We start from the raw sequence: 23,623 nt of genomic DNA, 5'->3' as shown, positions 1-23,623 counted from the left end.
GGCGGGTCGTCGGTGTTGAGAGCCAGCGGCTGGGTAACAGGCCGACCCGTTGCGCATCGGGGAACGCCTTCGTCGCTTCGGTCGCCACCGTGGGCGGTGCGCTGGGATCAGGCCCTGGAGAGCGACGAGGCGATCCGGGCCGCCGCGTATTCCAAACGCGAACAGGAACGTCGCCACATGCTCCAGGACGACCACGGCGACCGGCCCTGACCCGGCGCCGTCAGGCGGCGGCCCGGGCCCGCCCGGCCCGGGCGAGGCGCTCCACGCGCACCGGGGCGGGTCACGGGTCCGGCGGTGGTGCTGGGCGCGGTCTCCGGTCTCCGGCGGCGGCCGGGGTGCGGTGGGAGCAGGGCGGGTTCCCTTTGGTGTGCACGAAGGGGCATGGCGGCGAGGGGGGTTCGGGGGTAAGCAGGAAGCGTCCCACCGCCATATCCGAGAGGCAGCCCATGCGCATCCCCGCCCGAGACAAGGCAGCAGGCGACGCCGCCAAGGACGGCTCCGGCCGGGTCCGGCAGGTGTCCCCCGCGGAGGAGCGGGCCGTTGAAGCGCCCGCGCCCGGGGCGCCGATGGCGCTCCAGCGGACCGTCGGCAACGCGGCGGTGACGCGCATGCTCGCGTCCGGGCGGGATGCCGCGGCCGTGCAGCGGGCTACCGCGCACCAGGTGCTCCGCTCGGCCGGGCGCCCGCTCGACGGGCCCCTGCGGGAGGAGATGGAGAGCCGGCTCGGCGCCGATTTCTCCGACGTACGGGTGCACAGCGGGCCGACGGCCCAGCGGTCCGCCGCCGAGATCGGGGCGCGGGCCTACACCTCCGGCAGCGACGTCGTCATCGGGGCCGGGGGCGGGGACAAGCACACCCTCGCGCACGAGCTGACCCACGTCATCCAGCAGCGGCAAGGGCCCGTCACCGGGACGGACACCGGCGACGGGCTGCGGGTCAGTGACCCCGGCGACCGGTTCGAGCGGGCGGCCGAGGCCAATGCGAGGCGGGTGATGAACGGCCCCGCCCCCGTACAGCGGGACGCCTGCGAGACGCACGGCGCACACGCGCACACGCGCGGGCCGGGCGCGTCGGCGGTCGTCCAGCGCAAGGGGTTCGATGAGCTCGGCCCCTCGCTGCCGGCCGACCCGGCGAGCGGCGGAGGGCTGCTGGGCCGGTTCAAGTCGATGACCCGCAAGCAGCCGGAGCCCCAGAACGACCTGGTGACGCGGGTGCGGTCGGCCATCACGGCGTACGACAACGATCCCAACCGGGACCCCATGCACTGCATGATGGCGCTGACGAACCTGCAGATGGCCTTCGCCCCGGAGCGGGACGACGCCCCCGAAGCCGTCAAGCCCTGGCTGGATGCCGCGCTCCGTGCGGTCAAGGACGAACTGCAGCTGGTGAACGACCAGCTCACCCGCGATGACGCGTTGCCCGACGAGGCTCGGGCCCCGTTCACCGCGATGACCGAGAACGGCATGCTGTGGCAGCAGCAGCAGTGGGCCGACAGCGCGGCCGCGTTCCAGATGCACGGGGCCAGCTACTTCCGCGAGCTGTCGGAGCTCAACCGGGCCGGAATGGGCAAGGAGATCGCCGGAGGAGGGGGCGAGCGGAACTGGGTGGGCGACGTCAGGAACAAGCTGACGACCGCGCTCCAGCAGAGCGTGCTGTGCCACTACACGGGCACGTCACGGGCCGCGACGATGCTCGGCCAGGGGCAGATGAAGTCCAAGACCGAACTGCTCAAGGCGGATCCCGACGCGCCGAACACCTCGGAGGCCTACGACAAGCACGTCCTGGCCAACGAGGGCTTCGTCTTCTTCTTCCTGGAGGTACCGGGCAGCCCGTTCCGGGAGACGAGGTTCACCGGCGACGCCGATGACGAGCCGGCCCGGATCGAGATCCCCCTCACCCGGTCCCCCCTGATGAGCCAGGGCTGGCTGATGCTGAGCGACTTCGCGCAGCGCGAGTACCCCACCGTGCGCGCGAAGCCCGGGGACCCGGCGCAGACGCAGAGCCGGCTGGGCACCCGACTGGACACCTTCTCGGACGAATTCTCCCTGCCGGTGCGGAACTTCGACGTCGGGGCGGGGAAGGCGGAACTGCCGGACACGGAGAAGATGATGGAGGCGATGGAGGCGGAGCAGGATTCGGAGCGCCGGGGCCAGGTCATGTTCGCCATGACCCAGGCGCTGGCGGACCCGCACAGCACCATGACCTACGGGTCCGGTCAGCAGGAGCAGGTCCGCCCCGAGCGGCTGCGGTCCAACACCCTGATGGGCCGGGACATCGTGCCGGGTCTGGCAGAGCGGGGGATCGTGGAGATCCAGCGCATCGGGGAGGTGAACCCGCAGCTCGCGGCCCGGCTCAAGGCGATGTCCGGGGACGAGCTGATGCGTTACCTGCTCAAGGACCTCCTGCGACCGCAGGTGATGCTGCCGAACACGGTCGACCTCAGCAACGCCCGCGTGGTCACGGCGTCCGGGCAGCAGCTCGCGGTCCCCACGAGCTGACCGGTCGCGGGCGGGGAGAGGGTCAAGATCAAGTCATCTTCGACCCTCTCCCGAGAGCGGTCCGGAGAGCGGCGAGGGCTGTTCGGACCGTGGCGTCAGGGGATCGTACGGCGGGTAACGGGGAGGTCGCGCCGCCGGCCCGGGAAGCTGCTTTCGGACGGGGAAGCGAAGGCTCACCTTTGTTCCGGGGGAAACCTGACAGACGATGTCCGTACTGCTTGATTCACCTGAGGTCGCTCAGTACACCGCTCACGTTGAGGACTTCATGGCATTCCTGTGCCTGACGGCCGGTGGCCGGGGTGCCCGGCTTCGCGCACGTCACCTGGACGGTCACCGTCTCGTTCTCGGTGATCCTGATGGGGGTGACCCAGTGATAGTCCTGGTTGCGGAACGTCTCCAGCGCGATCGTCGTGACCTTGCGTTCGCCGAAGTTGATGGTCACCACGCCTTCGTCGCCCTGGAAGTTGGCGACGACGATGTCCGTGATCCCGAAGGTCTTGCCCTTGGGCACGGTGTAGGTGCCGGTCTTGGTCTCGCCGCCGCCGGTCTGCAGGTCGATGGTGGCGGAACCCTGCTGCCCGCCGCCCCCGCCGGTGCCCGTGCCCGTGCCGCTCCCCGTCCCGGTTCCGGTTCCGGTGCCGCCCGCTCCCGCCCCGGGCTGGGGGCTCTTGCCCCCGCCGCCCGTCTGCTGGGCGCCGCCTGTCGCGGGATTCTGCCCGTTCACGTCCGCCCCGGGCACCGGCCGCTTCTGGGCCACCTCGTCGGCGGCCTCCTTGGCGGTGCTGCGCACGGCCGGGCGGACCAGCATGAACCAGGCGAGCAGCAGCGCGAGCAGCGCGGCCAGGACCGCGAGCAGCCACTTCGGGAAGATCGGGATCTGGACGAACTCCACGTCCAGCGGAGCCCGGACGACGTCCGGCTCCGGGCGTGCCCCGTCGGCCTCGGCGGCGGCGGTTTCGGCGACGTCCACGGTGAAGGGCCAGGTCACCGGGGATCCGAACCACACCGGCCGGCCGGTGCGGACGCGCAGCCGCACCTGCGAGGACTCGCCCGGCTCCAGCTCCAGCCCGGTGGGGCGGACGTCGAACCTCAGCTCCTCGCCGGGCTGCGCGGGGGTGAAGCCCACCTTCACGGGGCTGTTGCCCTCGTTGCGCACGGCCAGCCGGTAGCGCCCGCGCAGCCATCCGCGGCGGCGTCTGGGAGCGCTCTCGGCGCGCAGTTCCCGGAATTCCCCGATGTGCACGGTGGTCTCGGGGACCCGTACGGCTTCGGGGTGCTCGGTGGGCAGCAGGCGCACGGCGAGCGGCACCTCGCCGGCCCGCACCTGCGGCGAGCGCGGCGGCGCCAAACGGATCGTCACCGTCTCCGAGGTGCCGGGATAGAGGGAGACGCGGTCGGGCTCCACCGTGGTCCAGGCAGCGCAGTCGCCGACGACTTCCAGGCGGTACGCCTCGACGATGTCGCTGTCGTTGCGAACGGTCAGGCTGGTGGAGGCGGTGCCTCCCGGCATCACCGACACCGGCGGGATGTCGAGGCCGGGCGCGCCAGGGCTGGGAGAGGCTGCTGGGGATGTCACACGGCGACGCTACGGCGCCGGTCCGGCCGCCTCCACGGTCGCGAGGGCAATGCCCCGGGCAGCTCCGGTGCCCCTGCGGTCTCCCCCCAACTCCTTTCTCCGCTACATCGGTTGGCTTTCACCCGCGGAAGCCGGCCCCGACGCATTCCCATTGACGCATCACAGAACAGGTACGACACATGACCTGCGTTGACCACAACCGACCCGCCCCCGCGTTCGGCACCACCGCGCCCCAGGCGCCGGTCCCGGCCGGGAATCCACCCGGAACGCCTCCCGCCGGCCCCGGCCGGCGGGTCACCGTCGCCGTATACGCGTCGGATCCGGTCCTGCACGTCGGGATAGTCCACCAACTGCGCCAACGTCCCGAGATCGAGTTCGTCGACGACGCCGGCGCGCACCGCGCCCAGGTGTCGCTCGTGGCCGTGGACAGCGTGGACGACGAGACGGCCGCGCTGCTGTACCGGCTGCGGCACAACCCCGAGACCCGCACCGGGCTCGTGGTCGGCACGTTCGAATCGGGCGACGCCTTGCAGCGGGCCATCGAATGCGGGGTCACCGCGGTGCTGCGGCGCACCGAGGCCGACCAGGACCGGCTGCTGCGGCTGGTCCTGGCGATAGCGAACGGCGAGGGCGTGCTGCCCGGTGACCTGCTCGCGAAGCTCCTCGACCACGTCGGCGTCCTGCAACGGTCCTCGCTCGACCCGCGCGCGGTGTCCCTGTCCACCCTGACCGCACGCGAGGCGGACATGCTGCGCCTGGTGTCGGAAGGGCTGGACACCGCGGAGATCGCGCGCAAGACCTCGTACTCCGAACGGACCGTCAAGAACGTGCTGCACGAGATCATCACGCGGCTGCACCTGCGCAACCGTACGCACGCGGTCGGGTACGCCCTGCGCAACGGGCTGATCTGACCGTACGGCCCCGGCGGCCGCCCACCGGCTGCCCGAAAGCGCAGCCGGTACTTCCCCCGGGTCCGGCCCCGCGGCCCTCCCGGCCGGTCCTGCCGGCCGGGAGGGTGGCGGAGTCATACGTAGAGCTGTACCGGACTGTGAGGTGGACCGTTATGGGCACGGGTGACTCCGGCAGTCGGCGACACCGCTGGGGGAGGGCCGGCGCTCCGCTGCTGCTGCTGGTCCCCCTGCTCGCGGTGACGGCGGCGGCCGGCCCGGGCGGCGCGACGGCACGGACCGTCGCGGCCGACGCCGGCGACAGCCGGGTCGTGTACGCCGGTACCCGCCACCGGAGCCTGGGCCGGGTGGGGGCGACCGGCAAGGACAGCCCCCCGCTGTTCGGGGAGGGCCCGGCCCACCAGGACGTCCAGCCCGCCGCGCTGGGCGACCGACTGGTCTTCGCGAGCCGCCGGGACGAGCCGGCCCCGCAGGTCTACCTGCGGTCCGCGGACGGCTCGGTCCGCCGTCTGACCAGCGGCCTGGACGCGGCGAACCCGCGGCTGACCCCGGACGGCCGGTCGGTCGTCTTCGACGCGGCCGGGCCGGCCGGGCCCGGCGGCGGCGTCCAACGCGACCTGTGGCGGGTGCAGACCGACGGCACCGGGCTCACCCGGCTGACCGACACCCCCGCGAACGAGGAGCACCCGACGGTCTCGCCGGACGGCGCACGGCTGGCGTACTCCTCCGACGACGACCGGACCGCCGGACGGCAGGTGTACGTACGCGCCCTGCGGGGCGGCCCGGCCACCCGCGTCTCCGACCCCGCCAACGGCACGGCCACCGAGCCGGTGTGGAACCCGGTGGACGACGCGGAGAACCGGGAGGTGATCGCGTACACCGCCACCGGGCCGAACGGGCCGCGCCTTTGGTGGACCGACGGGCGCGGCGGCGGGCCGCTGCTGTCGGGTGCTCAGGCGGGCTGGCGTACCCGCGGGGCAGCCTGGCTGCCCGACGGGGACGGGCTGCTCTTCCTCAGCCCGGACCGGACCTGTACCTGCGAGGGCGACTGGGACCACGTGTTCCGGGTGCCCGCGCACTCGGACAAGACCCCAGACGTGGTGCTCAGCGAGGACCGCGAGGTCGGCTCGCCGACCTGGCTCGGTCCGCTGAACGGCGGCGGAACGGTGGTCGAGCGCACCTCGGCGGCCGGGCCGCACGTGGTGACCCTGCAGGACGCCCGGATGGACGGCTCCGACCCCCGCGACCTGGGCCTGACCATCCTCAAGGAGGACCCGGCCGCCGACACGAACACGGACCCGGCCAAGGACCCCCTGTTCCAGCCCGCCGCCGGGTCCGACCCGTGGACCGAGCGGCAGAACTACACACCCGACGGCCGGCGGATCGTGCTGACCCGCTTCGAGGACACGCCCGACGGCCGCATCGAGCGGATCTGGACGGCCGACGCCGACGGCGCCAACGCGGCGCCCCTGCCGCTCGCGGGCCGCGGCCCCAAGGACTGGGACACCGACCCGACGTTCTCCCCCGACGGCAGGCTGCTGGCCTTCACCCGGACCTCGCCGGGCGGGGTCGGCGGGGCCTCGGGCCGGGGGCGGATCCTGATCGCGGACGCCGCGACCGGGGCGCTGCGCGGCGAAGTCCGCTCGCCGGAGGGCCAGGCCTGGACCGGTGACGCCCAGCCCACCTGGTCCTCCGACGGCACGACCCTGGCCTTCACCCGTAACCACGTGATCAACGGCGGTGGCGGCAACAAGCACGTCTGGACCGTTCCGGTGGACCACCTCGACCGGCAGCGCGACCTGAGCGCCGGTATCTGCCCCGGTGCCTGCGAGGTCATCGACGACAGCCCGGCGTTCTCGCCGGACGGCGTCACCCTCGCCTTCAACCGCAAGAAGGGCGGCGGCCGCCTCGACGAAAGCGGAGGCATCCTGCTGGCCTCGGCGACCGGCGGCTCCTGCCGGGTCCTGCTGCCCGCCGCCGCCCGCGACGTACCCGGGGCCTGCGGCCGGGACCTGCCGGACACCCCGGCCGGCGGCCCGTTCCAGCCCCGCGACGCCGCCTGGACGGCCGACGGCAAGAGCCTGGTGCTCAGCGCCCGCGGCTCCCGGGCGGCCAACAGCCCGGAGAAGCTGAAGTTGGTGGACGTGGCCTCAGGTGCGCACCGGCTGCTCGTCAGCGGCCTGCCGGGCCGGCAGAAGGAACCCGGTGTGCAGCAGTCGGTGGACCTCGCCGTCCAGGCGCCCGACAAGGCCGCGCCGCTCACCGTCGGCGACTCCGCCAGCGTCCGGGTCGACGTCGTCAACCACGGCCCGGCGGCCTCACCGGGCACCCGGCTGACCGTCGCGCCGCCGGCCGGCCTCACCGTGACCGGGCTCACCGCGCCCGGCGCCACCTGTGACGCGGCGGCGCTGACCTGCGCCCTCGGCGTGGTGCCCCCCGGCGCCACCGTCCCGGTGACCGCCACCCTCACCGGCGTCACCCCCGGCGACCAGCCCGTGGACTGGTCCGTCACCGGTACGGTGCTCGACCCCCGCCCCACGGACAATGCCGACCGGACCGTGGTGCCGGTGCGCGCGGCGCCCGAACCCCCGACGTCGCCCACCCCCACACCCACCCCGCCGACCACCTCGCAGCCGCCCACCCCGGCCCCGCCGACCACCACGCCCGCGCCGCCCGCGCCGCCGGCCGGGCCCGGGCTGAGCCTCACGGCGCAGCCGAACCCCGGCTACGTGGGGGGCCGCGTCGTGGTCACGTACACCGTCCGCAACGGCCGCAACGCCCTCGCCACCGGCCTGCGGCTGCGCATCGGACTCCCCGAGGGCGTCCCGCACGGCGGGCCGCCGCCCGGCTGCGACCAGGCCTGGACGTGCGCGCTGCCGGACCTGGCCCCGGGCGCCCGGACCGTCATCCAGGTCGTCCTCAGCCCCGACAAGGCGCTCACCGGCCTGCTGACCGGCGCCCTCACCACGACCGGCACCGACGCCGACCCCGGCGACAACAACGCCCGCCAGCAGCTGCGCATCCTCCAGCCGCGCATCGTCGCGGTGCCGCCGATCGGCAAGCCCGGCTTCGTCACCTCGGTGCGCGGCGAGGACTTCCCGCCCGGCGCGCCGGTGCGGTTCACGTGGCAGCCGGGCATCACGGCCGCGGCCGCGCCGACCCGGCCCGGTCGGGACGGCCGGTTCATCGGCCAGCTGCTGATCCTCGCCAAGGACCAGACCGGCCCCCGCACCATCACCGCGAGCGGCCCCGGCTTCTCCCCGGTGCAGACCGGCTTCCTGGTCGTCAGCGGCACCATCCAGCCGCCCAACGAGACGGTCCGCCGGTGATCCACGAGGTCGACGAAGGGCTCCGCCAACTGCTGGCGGAGTCCGGCCTGGAGGCGTCGGGCGTCGAGGTGGTGTTCGACGCGCCGACGCGGGACTGGGCAGCGCGCCGCAGCGCCCCCACGGTCTGCGTGTTCCTGTACGACGTGCGCGAGGACCACACCCGGCGCGCGAGCGGCGGGGGCGAGGTGTACGACGCGGACGGGTTCCTCGCCGCGCGCCGCGCCCCGGCGCGGTGGTTCGAGCTGACGTACCTGGTCACCGCATGGGCGAGCCGGCCGCAGGACGAACACCGGCTGCTCTCCCAGGTGCTGGCCTGCCTCGTGTCGACCGACTCGCTGCCCCCGCGCCTGCTCACCGGCTCGCTCGCCGAACTCGGCCTGATCGTGGGCATGGACGGCGGCGGCACCGGGCTCGACGCGCCCGCCGCCTCCGACGTGTGGTCGGCGCTGGGCGGGGAACTGAAGCCGTCGCTGGGACTGCGCGTACGGGCGCCGCTGGCCGGGGCGACCACGGCCGTCGCCCCGCCGGTGACCGAGGGGCTCGCCGTCCGCTCCGGGCAGCGCACCGGCCCGCCCGGACCGGACGAGCGGGAAACCCCGGAGGCCCTGCGCCGGCTGCGCTACGTGGAGGTGGCCGAGCCGGGCCGGGAGGGCTTCGGCGGCACTCGGGAACGGGCGCAGGCCCCGGCCCGCCGGCGGCGGGGGGAACGGCAGCCGTGACGCACACCGTACGGGCTGCGGCCCACCCGGTCCCGTACCTGTGGACACGGCTGCGGCTCGTCGAGGAGCGGGTACGGCAGGCCGTCGCGCTGCGCCGCGCCGTCGATCCCGATCCGGACGACCCGTACCGGGGCCAGTACCTCACCCCTGAGGCGGTCGCCCGGATCCTGGACCCGGGGCACCAGGCCGACCTGCCCCCGCTCGACCCGGACGGTCCCCCGCTCGGCTCCCCGCTCGACGTCCTGGCCAGGCGCTTCGCGCTGGCGCCGCTGGACGTGGACCTGCTCCTGATCGCCCTCGCGCCGGACCTGGACGCCCGCTTCGAGCGGCTCTACGGCTACCTCAACGACGACCTGACGCGCCGTCGGCCGACCGTCGGACTGGCCCTGGAACTGTGCGGCCGCACCGGGACGGCGGCGGCGCGGTTCCGGCTCGCCCCGACCGCGCCGCTCGTCGCGGGCGGCCTGCTGGAGGTCACCGAGCCCGAACGGCCGCCCCTGTCCCGGGTGCTGGTCGTTCCCGACCGGGTCACCGCCCACCTGCTCGGCAGCGCCTCGCCCGACCCCAGACTGGCCGACGTGCTCGGCGACCCCGCCGACGACCCCGCCGTCGACCCGGCCGAGCTGCACCGGGCCTCCGCCGCGGCCGGCAGCGGCACCGGCCACGTCCACCTGCGGACCCGCGGCGGCGACGCCGAGGGCCTGGCCGCCGCCGCGCTCCGCGCGCGCGGACTGCGCCCCCTGGGCCTGGCCGCGGCGGCGCTGGCGCACGACACCCGCACCGTGCCCGGCCTCGTCCGGGCCGTGGCCCGCGAGGCCCGGCTGATGGGCGGCGGCGTGCTGCTCGGACCGGTCGAGGAACTGTCCGACAAGCCCGACGAACGGGCCCGCGTCCTGCGCACCCTGTGCACGGTGCTGCGGGACATCCCCCTGTTCACCTACGGCACGAGCGGCTGGGAACCCGCCTGGGCCGCCGACACCCCCGTCACCCTGACGGTGGCGGCCCCCACTCCCGAACGGCAGGCCGCGCGCTGGCGGCACGCGCTGGAGCGGGCCGCCGCGGAGCACGCCGAGGAGGGCGGACCGGCCGGGGCCGCCGCCGGGGCCGACGCGCTCGCCCGGTCCGTGGCCGCGCACCGCCTCGACGCCGGGCAGCTGCGCCGCGCCGCCGGCGCCGCGACGCGTACGGCCGCGCTCGACGGCCGCCCGCTCTCCGCCGCCGACCTGCGCACCGCCGTACGCGCCCAGAACGGCGCGGGCCTCGCCCGCCTCGCCCGCCGGGTGGAGCCCGCGGTGGGCTGGGACGACCTGGTGCTGCCCGCCCCCACCCACCGCCGGCTACGGGACCTCGCGGTGCGCGCCCGCCACCGCGACCAGGTGCTCGGCCAGTGGGGCATGCGGCCCGGCGGCGGGCGCGGACGCGGGGTGATCGCGCTGTTCGCGGGCTCCTCCGGCACCGGAAAGACCATGTCGGCCGAAGTCGTGGCGGCCGACCTGGGCATGGACCTGTACGTGGTGGACCTGTCGACGGTCGTCGACAAATACGTCGGCGAGACCGAGAAGAACCTGGAGCGGATCTTCACCGAGGCGTCGGCCGTCAACGCGGTGCTGCTGTTCGACGAGGCCGACGCGATCTTCGGCAAGCGCTCAGAGGTGAAGGGCGCCCACGACAAGCACGCCAACATGGAGTCGGCCTACCTGTTGCAGCGGATGGAGTCCTTCGACGGCATCGCCATCCTGACCACCAACCTGCGGGCCAACCTCGACGAGGCGTTCACCCGCCGCCTGGACGTGGTCGCGGACTTCCCGGTGCCCGACGCCACCCAGCGCCTGGCCCTGTGGGAGCGCTGCCTGGGCAGCCCGGTGCCCAGGGCCGACGACCTCGATCTCGCCTTCTGCGCGGACCGGTTCGAACTGGCCGGAGGCTCGATCCGGGCCTGCGCGGTGACCGCCGCCTACTTCGCGGCCGCTTCGGGGGAACCGCTGACCATGGGGCAGGTGGTGACGGCCGTCGCCCAGGAGTACCGCAAGCTCGGCCGGCTGGTCCTGGCCGGCGAGTTCGGGCCGTACGCGGACCAGGTCGCCCACGTGTGAGCCGGACGGGACGGCCGCGCTGCCTGGAAGGTCCCGCGGTGGCGACCGGGAGGGCAGCGCACCTGCCCCCGGCCAGGTCCGAACGCACCTCCCGTCGGTGATCTCCGCCGGAAAGGCTGTGGACGGACCTGATGCACTGGCCGTTATACGAAGGAGCGATCAATGGCGACGTACCTCACCCCGGGCGTGTACGTGGAGGAGGTGCAGTCCGGTGCCCGCCCCATCGAAGGGGTCGGCACCGCCGTCGCCGCGTTCGTCGGCTTCGCCCAGAGCGGGCCCTTCCACGAGCCGACGCTGGTCACCAGCTGGGACCAGTACACCCAGCACTTCGGCGGCTTCACCGAGGGCGCCTACCTGCCCCACTCCGTGTACGGGTACTTCGCCAACGGCGGCGGCGCCGCGTACGTCGTCCGCATCGGCGGGTCCGGTGCGGGGGCCTCCGCACCGGCCGCCACCGGCGGACGCCCCCAGCCCCGCTCCGTGGACCCGGTCGAGCTCGGCGGCTTCCTGGTCGCGGCCCGGCCGGGCGTCACCGGCGTGTCCGTGGAGATCGCCGACGCGGACGGCGAGAACCCGCCCGAGGACCGCTTCAAGATCGTAGTCCGGCAGGGCGACCAGGTCGCCGAGACCTACGAGGCGTCCGCCCGCAAGAACGTCAAGGGCTACCTCGTCTCCGTGGCCCGCGCCTCGAAGCTGATCGAGGTCACCGAGCAGCGCGGCGCGGCCCAGACCCGGCCCGCCGGCCAGACCGTTGCCGTCCCGGACGCCGCGGCCGCAGCGCCCGCTCCGGCCGGCCAGGGCGGCGACGTGGCCCGGCTCGACCCGGCCGAGTACGTCGGTGACGCGGGGGCCCGTACCGGGTTCGCCGGCCTGGAGACCATCGACGAGATCACCATGGTCGCGGTGCCGGACCTGATGAGCGCCTACGAGCGCGGCGACATCGACTCCGAGGGCGTGCGCACGGTGCAGCTCGCGGTGATCTCGCACTGCGAGCAGATGGGCGACCGGGTGGCCGTCCTCGACAGCCCGCCCGGGCTCTCCGCGCAGCAGGTCCGCAGCTGGCGCAACGACGAGGCGGGCTACGACTCCCGCTACGCCGCCCTGTACTACCCGTGGATCCGCGTCTTCGACCCGGCCGCCGGGCGCAACGCGACCGTCCCGCCGAGCGGTCACATCGCCGGCGTGTGGGCGCGCAGTGACGCCGAGCGCGGTGTCCACAAGGCCCCCGCCAACGAGGTGATCCGCGGTGCCGTGGACCTGGAACTGCGCCTGAGCAAGGGCGAGCAGGACCTGCTGAACCCCATCGGGGTGAACTGCGTACGCGCCTTCCCCGGCCGGGGCATCCGGATCTGGGGCGCCCGCACCCTGTCCTCCGACCCGGCCTGGCGCTACCTGAACGTGCGCCGCCTCTTCAACTACCTGGAGGAGTCGATCCTCCTGGGCACCCAGTGGGTGGTCTTCGAGCCCAACGACGACCGGCTCTGGTCGAGCATCCGGCGCAACGTGACCGCGTTCCTCACCGAGGAGTGGCGCAACGGCGCGCTGTTCGGGCGTACGGCGGCGGAGGCGTTCTACGTCAAGTGCGACCGGGACAACAACCCGCAGGAGTCGATCGACCTGGGCCGGGTGATCTGTGAGATCGGCGTGTCGCCCGTCAAGCCCGCCGAGTTCGTGGTGTTCCGGCTGGCCCAGTTCTCCGACAGCACCAGCCTCGTCGACGAGTGACCCGCGCGTTCATCACATTCGTTTCCAGCAAGGAGAGGTGACAGACAGTCATGGCAGAGGGCGATGCTCTTTCCACCCACATCTTCGGCGTACAGCTCGGTGGCTACCTGGTCGAATCGGTCCAGGAGATCAGCGGCATGACCGTCGAGGAGGAGGTGGTCGAGGTCCGTCAGGTCAGCAAGGACGGCAAGCAGATCATCCGCAAGCAGCCCGGCGCCCGCCAGGCCGGCGAGGTCACGATCACCCGGGGACTCGACAAGAGCAGCGAGTTCACCAAGTGGATCAAGGAAACCCTGAACAACGGGGCAGTCGACACCGCGCGGCAGAACCTCACCATCGAGATCAAGGACTCCACGGGCGAGACCGTCCGCCGCATCCAGCTGATGAACGGGTGGGCCTCCAAGTGGGAGGGCCCCTCCCTCAAGGCCGGCGAGTCCGCCGCGGCCACCGAGTCCGTGACCATCGTGTTCGAGGAGATCGTCGTCGAATGAGGCGGCGTACGGTGACGGCGGGCAGCCTGGAGGAGATCCTCCAGGTGACGGCTCCCGCCACGGCCCCGGAGCAGCCGGCGCCACCCCCGGCCGCCGCCGCTCCGGCGGCGGCGCGGCAGGACCACGGGCTGCGCACGGAGTTCGAGTTCGAGCTGCCGCGCGGGTACGTGGACGAGGCGGGCACCGTGCACCGGCACGGGTCGATGCGGCTGGCCACCGCCCGCGACGAACTGCGCCCGCAGATCGACCTGCGGGTCAAGGAGAACCCGGCGTACCTGAGCGTGGTGCTGCTCAGCCAGGTGATCACCCGGCTCGGCACCATCACCGACGTGCACGCCGGGGTCGTGGAGCGGATGTACGCGACCGACGTGGCGTTCCTGCAGGACTTCTACCGGCGCGTCAACAGCGAGGGCCACACCCGCGCGGCGGTCACCTGTCCGCATTGCGAAGGCGGCTTCGAGGTCGACCTGTCCGGTGGGCGCCTGGGGGAATCGTGACGTACGCGCTCCCCCGGCTGAAGGAGGAGATCGCGTACATCGCCTACCACTTCCACTGGCAGCGCGACGAGATCCTCGACCTGACCCACGGTGAACGGCAGGAGTGGGTCACCGAGATCGCACGTATCAACACCCGGGTGAACGAAGGCGGTTGAGTAGATGGCATGGCGGGACAGGCTGCGCCGGCGGGCCGTGACGGCCTCCGGTACGGCGTCGGCCACGGCTGCCGCCGGGCCGGCCGTCGGCGTGCCGGTTCCCGGCGTGCCCGGCGACTGGGACGGCGGCTGGCGCCGGACGGCGCCGCCCGTGCTGACCGTGTCCCGCGCGCCGATGGGCGTCAGTGACGGGCTCGCCTTCCGGGCCGGCCTGGCCGCGTGGCGCGACCCGTCGTTCGACACCGGGCTCGCCCACGCCGTGCTGCCGACCGCCCCGGCCGGACTCGTACGCGGCGTGGCCCGCCCCGCCACCGGCCACCCCACCCGCACCGACGGCGGCCCGCTGCTGCTGCGCGCGCTGCGCCGCCCGGACGAAGCGGAACCCGCGCCGGGGGCGCAGCCGCCGGCCGAGCCGGTACGGCGGACCGACGCGGCGGCGGTTGCCCGTGCCACCACGCGTGGCGGCCGGTCGGCGGCCACGGAGCCCTCCGCGTCGGGCTCGCCGAGCCGGACCCGAGCCGTGCGGGGCTCCGCCGAACCGGTGCGCGGCAGCGGCGCGCCGGGTCCCGTCGTCGCGCGGGCCTCGGCCCGTGGCGGTGCGGGGTCCGCGACCCCGGGCACGGCGACGCCCGCACACCCGACCGCGCCGGGTGCGGGGCGGGCCGTGCCGGACTCGGCCTCGGACCGTCCGGGTGGCGCTGCCGGCGTCGCGCCGGGTCCGGTCGTCGCCCGTGGCGGCGCGGGGTCCGGGACGCCGGGTACGGCGACGCCCGCACAGCGGGCCCCCTCAGGGGCGCCGGGTGCGGGGCGGCCACTGCTGGGCTCCGCCTCCGACCGCTCGGGTGGCCGGGCGGGCACCACGCCGGGTCCGGTCGTCGGGCGGGCCTCGGTGCGTGGCGGCGCGGGGGACGTTTCCGGGCCGGGCGCCGTACCGCCTGCCTCCGGCGGTGTCCGCTCGGGTGGCGCTGCCGGGGCCACGCCGGGCCCGGTCGTCTCCCGTGGCGGCGCGGGCTCCGCGACCCCGGGTACGCCGACGCCCGCACCCCGTGCCGTGCCGGGTTCCGGCTCGCCGTCGGGTGGCAGTGCCGGGGCCACGCCGGGCCCGGTCGTCTCCGGCCCCGGCTGGCCCGGGCCGGGTTCCGTACCGCCTGCCTCTGCCATCGGCACCCGTGGCGGCGCGCCCGGTCCGGTCGTCGGGCAGGCATCCGGCCGTGGTGGCGCGGGGGCCGGGACCCCCGGTACGCCGACGCCCGCACAGCGGCGGACGGTGCCGGACTCCGCCTCGCCAGCGCGCGGCGCCGACCGCGCGGCCGCGTCCGCAGACGGCTCCCTGCCGGGTTCCGTTCCGTCCGCCTCCGGCGGGCGGGCCCCCGGTCGTGGCGGCGCGGGGGAGGCGGGTACCCGTGGTCTCACGCCCACGCACTCCGCAGCGGTGCTCGGCACGCCCCCGGCCGCCGTACAGCGGGCCGGCGACAGCACCGCCGGGTCCCCGGACGCGCCCGGCCGTACGCCGACGCCCGCGCGGTTCCCGCTGGTGCGCCGTATCGCGGTGGTCCCCGGAGCGACCGCCGAGGGCACCCCGGCCCGGGGCGCGTCCGCCGGTCCCGGCCCCGCCTCCGCCGCAAGAACCGGGTCCCGTTCCGTCCCGGCCGACGCAGCCCCATCGGGCCGGCCCGCTTCGGCGGGCACATCGGGACCCACGCGGGCACCCGGCCGTACGGGCGGGGACACGTCTGCCCAGCGGGCCGCGGCGTCCGGGGCCGTCCCGGCCGACGCCGGGGCCCGTCCCGGCCGTACGGCCGGAGCTCCATCGGACCGGCCTGCTCCGGCGGGCACATCGCGATCCACGCGAGCCCCCGGCCGAGCAGGATCCGGGGCCGCCCCGGAGGCGCCCGCCGTGGTGCGGGCGCGCGCCGTCGGCCGGTTGCTGACCGTCGCCCGGCGGCCCGCGACGCCCGCGCGGCGCGTGGCCGTCGTGCGTCCCGCCGTCCCCCCGGTGGTCACGCCGCCCGTGCAGCGTGCGGGCAGCCGCGCACCGCTCGGCGCCCCCCTGGCCGAACTGCCGCCCACCGCAGTGCCGTCGGCCCCCGGCGCAGCCGCAGCCGCAGCCGGCTCCGCGCCCGCCCCGGCGATGCCCGTGGTCCAGCGCCAGGCCGAGCCCGACAACGGGGCGCGGCGCCACGCGGACCGGCCCGAGGCGCCTCGCGGGCCCGGCGGCCCGGGCGGCGCCAAGCCGCGCGTCCGGAGCGGGCTGGGGGCGCCGTTGCCCTCGCTGCCGCCGACCGCCTCGGTGCCCGCTGCCGCTCGGCCCCTCTCCCGTGCCGACGTACAGCGCGCGCTCGCACCTGAGCACGCGTCGCTGCTGGGGGAGGGGAGCGGCGTACAGCGCCGCACCGCCGAACCCTCCACCGCCCCGGCCTCCACCGCCCCGGCCTCCCCGGCCGCGCCCCCGCTCGTCCAGCGGGCCACCACACCGCAGGCCACCGGCACCGGCACCGGCACCGAGCCCACGGCCCCGCACCTCGCGGGCCACCCGGGCGGCCCCGCCGGGGTCCGGCGCGCCGACCGGCCCGTCCCGCCCGTCGTCACCCCCGCAGGCAGCGAGCGGAGCGGAACTCCGCCCCACCGCCGCACCGTCCAGCTCCTGGCGGCCCGGCCCCTGACCCTCGGCAGCACCGGTGACATGGGGAGCGCGGCCGCCCCCGCACCCCGCCCGGCGGCAAGCCGTCCCGTCGTCGCGGCACGCTGGCCCGGCTCGCCCACCGCCCCACCGCTCCAGCGGGCAGCGGCCGGCCGGCCCGGACCGACGTCCGCGCCCCCCGTGCCCACCCCGCGCGCCGCCCCCGTCGTACGGCCGGCGCCCGGGCCCCGCCCAGCGCCCGCGCCGGTCGCGGCGCCCGCCACCCGGCTGCCCGTGACCGCCCCGCAGGCGCCGCCGCTCGTGGTCCAGCCCGCCCCGGCCGGGCCGGCAGCGCACCCCGTCCCCGTGGTGCGGCCCGGGGCGGCGCCCCCCGCCGCCCGGCCGGCGGACCCGCCGTCGGTGCAGCGCGAGCCGGCCCGCAGCCGGGGCAACGGCACACCCGCACCGACCCCGGCAGCCGGCCCCCCACCACAAGGCAGCGGCAGCGGCGGCGGCGACCTCGATCTGGACGATCTGGCCCGCCGACTGCTCGACCCGGTCGCCCGCCTGCTCCGCACCGAGCTGCGGCGCGGCCGCGAACGCGCGGGCAGGCCCTTCGACGGCCGCCGCTGAGCACCGGACCAACCAGGAACGAGAAACGATGACGGACAACATCTTCGCGACCAGCGTGTTCTTCCGGCTGGCGATCGGCGGCAACGACCTCGGCGCCTTCCACACCTGCTCCGGCATGGGCGCCGAGGTCGAGATGGAGAGCTACGCCGAAGGCGGCAACAACGGCTTCACCCACCAACTGCCCGGCCGTGTGACCTGGTCGAACATCACCCTCACCCGGCCCGTCACCGCCGACACGGCGAAGATCGGCCGCTGGCTGGACGAGACGCTGCGGCGGGTCGAGCCCAAGGACGGGGAGATCGTCGCCCTGCGCCCCGATCTGAGCCGGATCATCAGCTGGCAGGTGTTCGGGATCGTCCCGGTGCGCTGGCAGGGCCCGTCCTTCGACCCGGCCCACTCCGAAGCGGCGGTGGAGACGCTGGAGATCGCCCACGAGGGCCTGCTCCCCTCCTGACCGCCCGCCCCGCCCCCGCAACCCCCCTCCGGAAGGAACCCCACGGCCATGGCCTCATCGGCACGCGCCAGCCGCGCCCGGGCCCAGCTCACCCTCAAAGAGCCCCCGGCCTCGGTCGGGGCCAGGCCCGGCGGGACGATCGCGAAGCTCGACCTGCAGTTCAACCCCTCCACCCTCCAGCTGGGCAAGACCACCGAGTGGCGGCGCACCCCCTCCCGGATGGCCGGCCAGTCGGCCCTGCCCGAGTTCGTGGGCAGCGGCCCGCGCACGCTGAGCCTGGACGTGTTCCTGGATGCCACCGCCAAACACGACAACTCGGTGGAGCAGGCGGTGGAGAAGCTGATGAAGGCCTGCGTGCCGACGCCCGCCAGCCTCGGCCGGAAGAAGCCGGCGAGCCCCTGGGTGCGTTTCGAGTGGGGTAGCGCACGCACGACGTCCTTCGACGGGGTGCTGTCGAACCTCTCGGTCTCGTACACGCTCTTCGACGTGGACGGCAAGCCGCTGCGGGCCACCTGCTCGCTGTCCATCGAGGAAGCGAGCGTCGATCCGCCCGGCCAGAACCCCACGTCGGGCGCGCGCACCGCCCGCAGTACGCACACCGTCGTGGCGGGGGACAGCCTGGCGATGCTGGCCTGGCGCGAGTACGGCGACGCGACGGCCTGGCGGGCCATCGCGGAGGCCAACCGCATCGACGACCCGATGGCGCTCGTCCCCGGATCCGAACTCGTGGTGCCGGGCCTGCAGGACACCCACGGCGAGGAGGAGCAGCGGTGAGCGGAGCCGAATCCGGGGGCCGGTCGTTCGCGGCGGACCCGATCGTGGAAGCGCCCGGCGAACTCGCGCCGATCTGGGCGGCGCAGCTGGTGAGCTGCGTGGTGGACGAGAACGTGGGCCTGCCGGACACGGCGGTGCTCACCTACCGCGACCCCGATCACGAGTTCCTGCGCGCCACCGGCATCACCATCGGCAGCCCGCTGCGGGTGTCGGTGATGACGGTGAAGGGGCAGGCCCGGGAGCGGCTGTTCAACGGCGAGGTCACCGCCCTGGAGATCGACCGGGACCGGACCGGCTCGTTCACCGTGGTACGCGCCTACTCCAAGGCGCACCGCCTCCAGCGCGGCCGCAAGGTCGTGGCGTACCGGAACATGACGGCCGCCGCGATCGTGCGCAAGGTGGCCGCGGGCGCCGGGCTCGCCGTCGGGAAGGTGGAGGCGGCGCCGGTGACGTACAAGCAGCTGTCGCAAGCGAACGTCTCCGACTGGGACTTCCTGCAGTACCTCGCGGCCGAGAGCGGCGCGCTGGTGCGCGTCGACGACCAGGGCCTGCTCCAGTTCACCAAGCCCACCAAGGCCTCCGGGGCACCCGCCCCGTCGACGTCGGCCGCGCGCAACCCGATGGTCCTGGAGTACGGACGCAACCTCCTCGCCCTGCGCGCCGCCCTGTCGGCCGCCGACGGCGCCTCGAAGGTGCAGGTGCGCGGCTGGGACGTGACCACGAAGCGGCCGCTGGTCGCGGAGCAGCCGTCCGTGGTCAGCGACACCGTGGCGCCGGGTCTCAGCCCCCAGCTCGGCGCCCGGTTCGGGACGTCGGCGGTGGCCGTCACGGACACTCCGTACCGTACGCAGGCCGAGACGACGGCTGTCGCGAAGGCGGCGGCCGGCCAGGTCAGCGCCGGGTTCGGCGAGCTGGAGGCGGTGGCCGAGGGCAATCCGATGCTGCGGGCGGGCAAGCCGGTGGCGCTCGGCAACGTCGGGCAGGCGTTCTCCGGCCGGTACACGGCGACTGCCGTGCAGCACGTGCTGGAACCGCACGGCGGCTACCGCACCACCGTGTGGGTCAGCGCCAGCCCGGACCGCTCCCTGGCCGGCCTGGTGACCGGCGCCAACGCGCCCGGGCGCGGCCCGCGCATCCCCGGTCTGGCGATCGGCGTGGTGACGGACGTGCGCGAGCCGAACGGCTCCCAACGCGGCGCGGTCCGGCTGCAGTTCCCCTGGCTGGACGACACGTACGTCACCGACTGGGTGCGCACCGTCCAGTGGGGCGGCAAGGGCGGTGGCGGTGTGGTGAGTCCCGAGGTCAACGACGAGGTGCTGGTCGGCTTCGAGCAGGGGCTGCTTGACAGTCCGTACGTCATCGGCGGCCTGTACAACGGGGTGGACCAGCCCTCCCCGCACGACGTGCCGCTGATCGACAAGACCAGCGGCAAGGTCAACCGCCGCTCGGTGGTGTCCCGTTCCGGCCACCGGGTGGAGCTGCTGGACGCGCGGGCGCCGGGGCCCTCCGGGCTGCGGCTGGTGACCGGGGACGAGCGGCTCGAAGTACGCATGGACGACCGCCGGGACCGGATCGAGCTCACCGTGTACGCGGGCCGGGGCCGCCCGCTGACCTCCGTCCTCCTGGACAAGAACGGCATCACGCTGGATGCCCGGCGGGGCACCGTGAAGGTGTCCGGCCGGCAGGTGGACATCGACGGCACCGCCGGGGTCACCATCGGCGGCCGGTCGGTGCAGGTGAACGGAACGTCCGACGTCACCATCAACGGCGGCCTGCTCGGCGTCCTCAAGGCCCGCCTCATCCGCATCAACTGACCCCTCCCGCTCTCCTCCCGCTACCGCTTTCCCCTAGGAGCACCCGATGCCAGCCGCAGCGCGTACCGGCGACCCCACCAACCACGGTGGCCGGATCGGCACGCCCCCGCCCGGCGCCGCCGCGACGGTGGCGACGGTGCTGATCGGCGGCCTGCCCGCGGCTGTCGTGGGCAGCCTGCACGTCTGCCCGGTCGTGCCGCACGCGGCCCTGGGGCCGGCCAACGTACTCGTACCGAACCCGGCCGCGGCCACCGCGGGGGTGGTGCTCATCGGCGGGCTGCCCGCCGCCAGGGCCCGCGACCAGACCGCCTGCGGCGCGATGGTCCTGACCGGCGCCCCCACCGTCCTGATCGGCGGTGTGTGATGAGCGAGCGGTTCATCGGACGCGGCTGGGCCTTCCCCCTGCGGGTCGGGCCGACCGGCGGGATCGCCATGGTCGAGCGGGAACGGGAGCTGGAGGAGGCCATCCGGCTCGTGCTCGGCACCGCGCCCGGCGAGCGGCCGATGCGGCCCGAGTTCGGCTGCGGCATCCACGAGTACGTCTTCGCCCCCGGCGACGGCGACACCGCCGGGCGGGTCGCCCAGCAGGTGCGCGAGGCGCTGGAGCGGTGGGAGCCCCGGATCGCGGTGGACGAGGTCGTCGTGGCCTTCGACGCCGTCGAGGCGGGCACCCTCTACATCGATGTGCACTACACGGTGCGCACCACCAATGACCGGCGCAACCTGGTCTTCCCCTTCTACACGATCCCCTCCGAGGAGGGGGCCGAGGAAATGGTCGCGGACTGATGGCCCTGCCCTCCCCCAACCTGGACGACCGGCGGTTCCAGCAACTCGTCGACGAGGCGAAGCGGTACGTGCAGCAGCGCGCCCCGGAGTGGACCGACCACAACGTCTCCGACCCGGGCGTCACCCTGATCGAGACGTTCGCGTACCTCGTGGACCAGCTGCTGTACCGGCTGAACCGGGTGCCGGACAAGAACTACCTGGCGTTCCTGGACCTGTTGGGCATCCAGCTGTACCCGCCGTCGGCCGCCGTCGCCGATGTCGACTTCTGGCTGTCGGCCCCGCAGCCGGAGACGGTGACGCTGCCCGCCGGCACCGAGGTGACGACCGCGGCCGGCGAGAGCGATCCGCAGACCGACACCGAGGCGGTGGTTTTCGCCACCACCGACGACCTGCGGATCGTGCCGAGCGAGCTGACGCGCCTGGTCACCGCGCCCCGTAGCGGTGACGTGACCGACCGGACGGGGGCGCTCGCCGAGGGCCTGGACATCCCGTGCTTCCAGGCGGCGCCCGAGCCGGGTGACGCGCTGCTGTTCGGCCTGCCGACGGCGGTACCGCGCTGTGTGGTCGCGGTCCGCCTCGACAGCCGTGTCGAGGGCGTCGGCGTCGACCCGCGCCAGCCCCCGCTGGTGTGGGAGGCGTGGGACGGCGGCCGGTGGCAGCGCTGCGAGACCGGCGACGACAGCACCGGCGGCCTGAACCGGCCCGGCGAGGTCATCGTGTACGTGCCCGCCGGGCACACCGCGTCGCTGATCAGCGGGATCCGCGCGGGCTGGCTGCGCTGCCGGGTCACCGAGGCCGAACCCGGCCAGCCGTTCTACTCGGAGTCCCCGACCGTGCGCGAGGCCGAAGTGTTCACCGTCGGCGGCACCATGGCCGTGGAGCACGCCGAGCGCGTGGCCGACGTACCGCTCGGCGCGTCGGAGGGGGTGGCCGGGCAGACGTTCCGCCTCGGCCGGCCGCCCGTACTGCTCGACGGGGAGCCCCCGGTGGTGGAGGTGTCCTCCCCGGAGGGATGGCAGCGCTGGGAGGTGGTGGAGCACTTCGGCCGCTCGGGACCCACGGACCGGCACGTCCGGGTGGACGCCACGAACGGCGAGTTCCTGTTTCCGCCGGTGCTGCGCGAGGCTGACGGCACGCTGCGCCCCTGCGGCGCCGTACCGCCCAAGGGTTCCCAGGTCCGCGTGGCCCGCTACCGCACCGGCGGTGGCCCGGCGGGCAACGTCTCCCGCGGGGCGATCTCCGTCCTGCGCAGCTCCGTTCCGTACGTCGCCCGGGTCGTCAACCGGGAGGCGGCGCGCGGCGGCGTCGCGGGGGAGAGCATCGACAACGCCAAGCTGCGGGCGCCGGAGACGCTGCGCATGCAGGAGCGCGCGGTGACCGCCGAGGACTACGAGATCATCGCCCGCCAGGCGGCGCCCTCGGTGCGCCGCGTCCGCTGCCTGCCCGACCGGGACGGCGGGGGAGGCCCGGGCGCGGTGCGGGTCCTCGTGGTGCCGGACGCGGTGGCCGACGAGGGCGACCGGCTGCGCTTCGAGCAGCTGATCCCCTCCGACCAGGTGCTCACGGCGGTCACCACGACCCTGGACGAACGGCGTCTGATCGGCACCCGGCTGATCGTGGAGCCGCCCGTCTACCAGGGCGTCACCGTGGTGGCCCGGCTGTCGGCGCCCGAGGCGGACGCCGACCGGGTGCGGGACGCGGCGCTCGCCGCGCTGTTCCGCCACCTCAACCCGCTGCGCGGCGGGCCGGACGGCACCGGCTGGCCGTTCGGGCGGCCGGTGCAGTACGGCGAGGTGTTCGGCGTGCTGCAACGCGCCATCGGGGACGTGCTGGTGGAGGAGATCCGGCTGTTCGCCGCCGACCCGATCACAGGGCGGCGCGGCGCCCCGGTCGACCGGATCGACATCGGACCGGGCGCGCTGGTCTTCTCCTACCAGCACCAGGTGGTCGTGACGGCGCGCGAGCCGGAGGTGCGCGGATGAGCCGGGCCGCTGTCCCGGGCCTGCCCAGCCGGTACCCGATCGGCGGGCAACTGCCCGCGCTGTACGCCGAGGACGACTTCGCGCAGCGGTTCACCGCGGGCCTGGACACCGTCCTGGCCCCGGTGTTCGCGACTCTCGACAACCTGCCCGCGTACTTCGACCCCCGGCTGGCCCCGGCCGACTTCCTGTCCTGGCTGGCCACTTGGGTCGGCGGCGTGGACGACCCCCGGTGGCCGGTCGAGCTGCGCCGCGAGGCGGTGGCCCGGGCGGTGGAACTGCACCGCCGGCGCGGTACCCGGCGCGGCCTGGTCGAGGCGCTGCGGCTGGTCCTGGGCGTCGTCGCCGAGGTCAGCGGGGACGGCGGGGCCGCGTGGTCCCGTACGGCGGGTGCGGAGCCGCCGCCCGCGCCGGCCGGGGAGGTCCTGGTACGGGTGTGGCCGCCCGCCGGGGGAGGCGCCCACGAGGTGGACGCGGACCGGGTGCGCGCGCTGGTCCGGTCCCTCTGTCCGGTGCACACGGTCTGCCGGGTCGAGGTCCTGCCGGGCCCGCCCGCGGGTGAAGGAAGGTGA

18 protein-coding genes are annotated in these 23,623 nt (G+C 75.0%); 17 read left to right on the top strand and 1 reads right to left on the bottom strand.

From position 1 onward, the window contains the following. The first annotated feature begins 446 nt into the window (after positions 1-446). Complete coding sequence (locus IE207_RS34105) at positions 447-2,498, top strand: eCIS core domain-containing protein (protein WP_373304712.1); 2,052 nt, start codon at positions 447-449, stop codon at positions 2,496-2,498. 223 nt (positions 2,499-2,721) lie between these two features. Here the strand turns inward: IE207_RS34105 and IE207_RS15770 are convergent, their stop codons facing one another. Next, the gene (locus IE207_RS15770; protein WP_308433605.1) at positions 2,722-4,074 is read right to left on the bottom strand and encodes a COG1470 family protein; all 1,353 of its coding nucleotides are present in this window, start codon (positions 4,072-4,074) and stop codon (positions 2,722-2,724) included. A 179-nt stretch (positions 4,075-4,253) separates the two neighbouring features. Here IE207_RS15770 and IE207_RS15765 point away from each other — a divergent pair, with 179 nt between their 5' ends. The 16 genes from IE207_RS15765 to IE207_RS15690 all read left to right on the top strand — a co-directional run bounded on the left by IE207_RS15765 (position 4,254) and on the right by IE207_RS15690 (position 23,623). Beyond that, positions 4,254-4,985, top strand: a complete 732-nt coding sequence (locus IE207_RS15765) for a helix-turn-helix transcriptional regulator (protein ID WP_190184838.1) — start codon at positions 4,254-4,256, stop codon at positions 4,983-4,985. A gap of 152 nt (positions 4,986-5,137) precedes the next feature. Next, positions 5,138-8,311: a DUF11 domain-containing protein gene (locus IE207_RS15760; protein WP_190184837.1), complete on the top strand. Its 3,174-nt coding sequence runs from the start codon at positions 5,138-5,140 to the stop codon at positions 8,309-8,311. After that, the gene (locus IE207_RS15755; protein WP_190184836.1) at positions 8,308-9,030 is read left to right on the top strand and encodes a Pvc16 family protein; all 723 of its coding nucleotides are present in this window, start codon (positions 8,308-8,310) and stop codon (positions 9,028-9,030) included. The genes IE207_RS15760 and IE207_RS15755 overlap by 4 nt, the downstream gene beginning before the upstream one ends. Then, complete coding sequence (locus IE207_RS15750) at positions 9,027-11,123, top strand: ATP-binding protein (protein WP_190184835.1); 2,097 nt, start codon at positions 9,027-9,029, stop codon at positions 11,121-11,123. The genes IE207_RS15755 and IE207_RS15750 overlap by 4 nt, the downstream gene beginning before the upstream one ends. 162 nt (positions 11,124-11,285) lie before the next feature. Further along, complete coding sequence (locus IE207_RS15745) at positions 11,286-12,848, top strand: phage tail sheath family protein (RefSeq protein ID WP_190184834.1); 1,563 nt, start codon at positions 11,286-11,288, stop codon at positions 12,846-12,848. Between the two features lie 50 nt (positions 12,849-12,898). Next, a complete protein-coding gene (locus tag IE207_RS15740; RefSeq protein WP_190184833.1) occupies positions 12,899-13,339 on the top strand; it encodes a phage tail protein in 441 nt (146 codons plus the stop codon). Further along, on the top strand, positions 13,336-13,836 hold the full coding sequence (locus IE207_RS15735; RefSeq protein WP_190184832.1) for a zinc-ribbon domain-containing protein: 501 nt from the start codon (positions 13,336-13,338) through the stop codon (positions 13,834-13,836). The genes IE207_RS15740 and IE207_RS15735 overlap by 4 nt, the downstream gene beginning before the upstream one ends. Beyond that, positions 13,833-13,991 (top strand): DUF6760 family protein, encoded by a 159-nt coding sequence (locus IE207_RS15730; protein WP_190184831.1) that lies wholly within the window; start codon positions 13,833-13,835, stop codon positions 13,989-13,991. Before IE207_RS15735 ends, IE207_RS15730 begins: the two co-directional genes overlap by 4 nt. A 4-nt stretch (positions 13,992-13,995) precedes the next feature. Further along, a complete protein-coding gene (locus IE207_RS15725) occupies positions 13,996-17,244 on the top strand; it encodes a hypothetical protein (RefSeq protein ID WP_190184830.1) in 3,249 nt (1,082 codons plus the stop codon). A gap of 28 nt (positions 17,245-17,272) precedes the next feature. Next, on the top strand, positions 17,273-17,698 hold the full coding sequence (locus IE207_RS15720; protein WP_190184829.1) for a phage tail protein: 426 nt from the start codon (positions 17,273-17,275) through the stop codon (positions 17,696-17,698). Between the two features lie 48 nt (positions 17,699-17,746). Further along, entirely contained in the window at positions 17,747-18,472 is a 726-nt protein-coding gene (locus tag IE207_RS15715; RefSeq protein ID WP_190184828.1) for a CIS tube protein, read from the top strand. Continuing rightward, entirely contained in the window at positions 18,469-20,286 is a 1,818-nt protein-coding gene (locus IE207_RS15710) for a VgrG-related protein (protein WP_190184827.1), read from the top strand. The genes IE207_RS15715 and IE207_RS15710 overlap by 4 nt, the downstream gene beginning before the upstream one ends. Before the next feature lie 46 nt (positions 20,287-20,332). Next, on the top strand, positions 20,333-20,650 hold the full coding sequence (locus IE207_RS15705) for a PAAR domain-containing protein (protein WP_190184826.1): 318 nt from the start codon (positions 20,333-20,335) through the stop codon (positions 20,648-20,650). After that, positions 20,650-21,072, top strand: coding sequence for a GPW/gp25 family protein (locus IE207_RS15700; RefSeq protein ID WP_190184825.1), 423 nt, complete (start codon positions 20,650-20,652; stop codon positions 21,070-21,072). Before IE207_RS15705 ends, IE207_RS15700 begins: the two co-directional genes overlap by 1 nt. After that, positions 21,072-23,054 carry a putative baseplate assembly protein gene (locus IE207_RS15695; RefSeq protein WP_190184824.1) on the top strand — a complete coding sequence of 661 codons (1,983 nt, stop codon included), beginning with the start codon at positions 21,072-21,074 and terminating at the stop codon, positions 23,052-23,054. The genes IE207_RS15700 and IE207_RS15695 overlap by 1 nt, the downstream gene beginning before the upstream one ends. Next, positions 23,051-23,623: a phage tail protein I gene (locus IE207_RS15690; protein WP_190184823.1), complete on the top strand. Its 573-nt coding sequence runs from the start codon at positions 23,051-23,053 to the stop codon at positions 23,621-23,623. The genes IE207_RS15695 and IE207_RS15690 overlap by 4 nt, the downstream gene beginning before the upstream one ends.

The organism is Streptomyces cirratus (genome assembly GCF_014650775.1).
Classification (GTDB): Bacteria; Actinomycetota; Actinomycetes; order Streptomycetales; family Streptomycetaceae; genus Streptomyces; species Streptomyces cirratus.
This window is presented reverse-complemented; position numbering and strand designations above follow the sequence as displayed.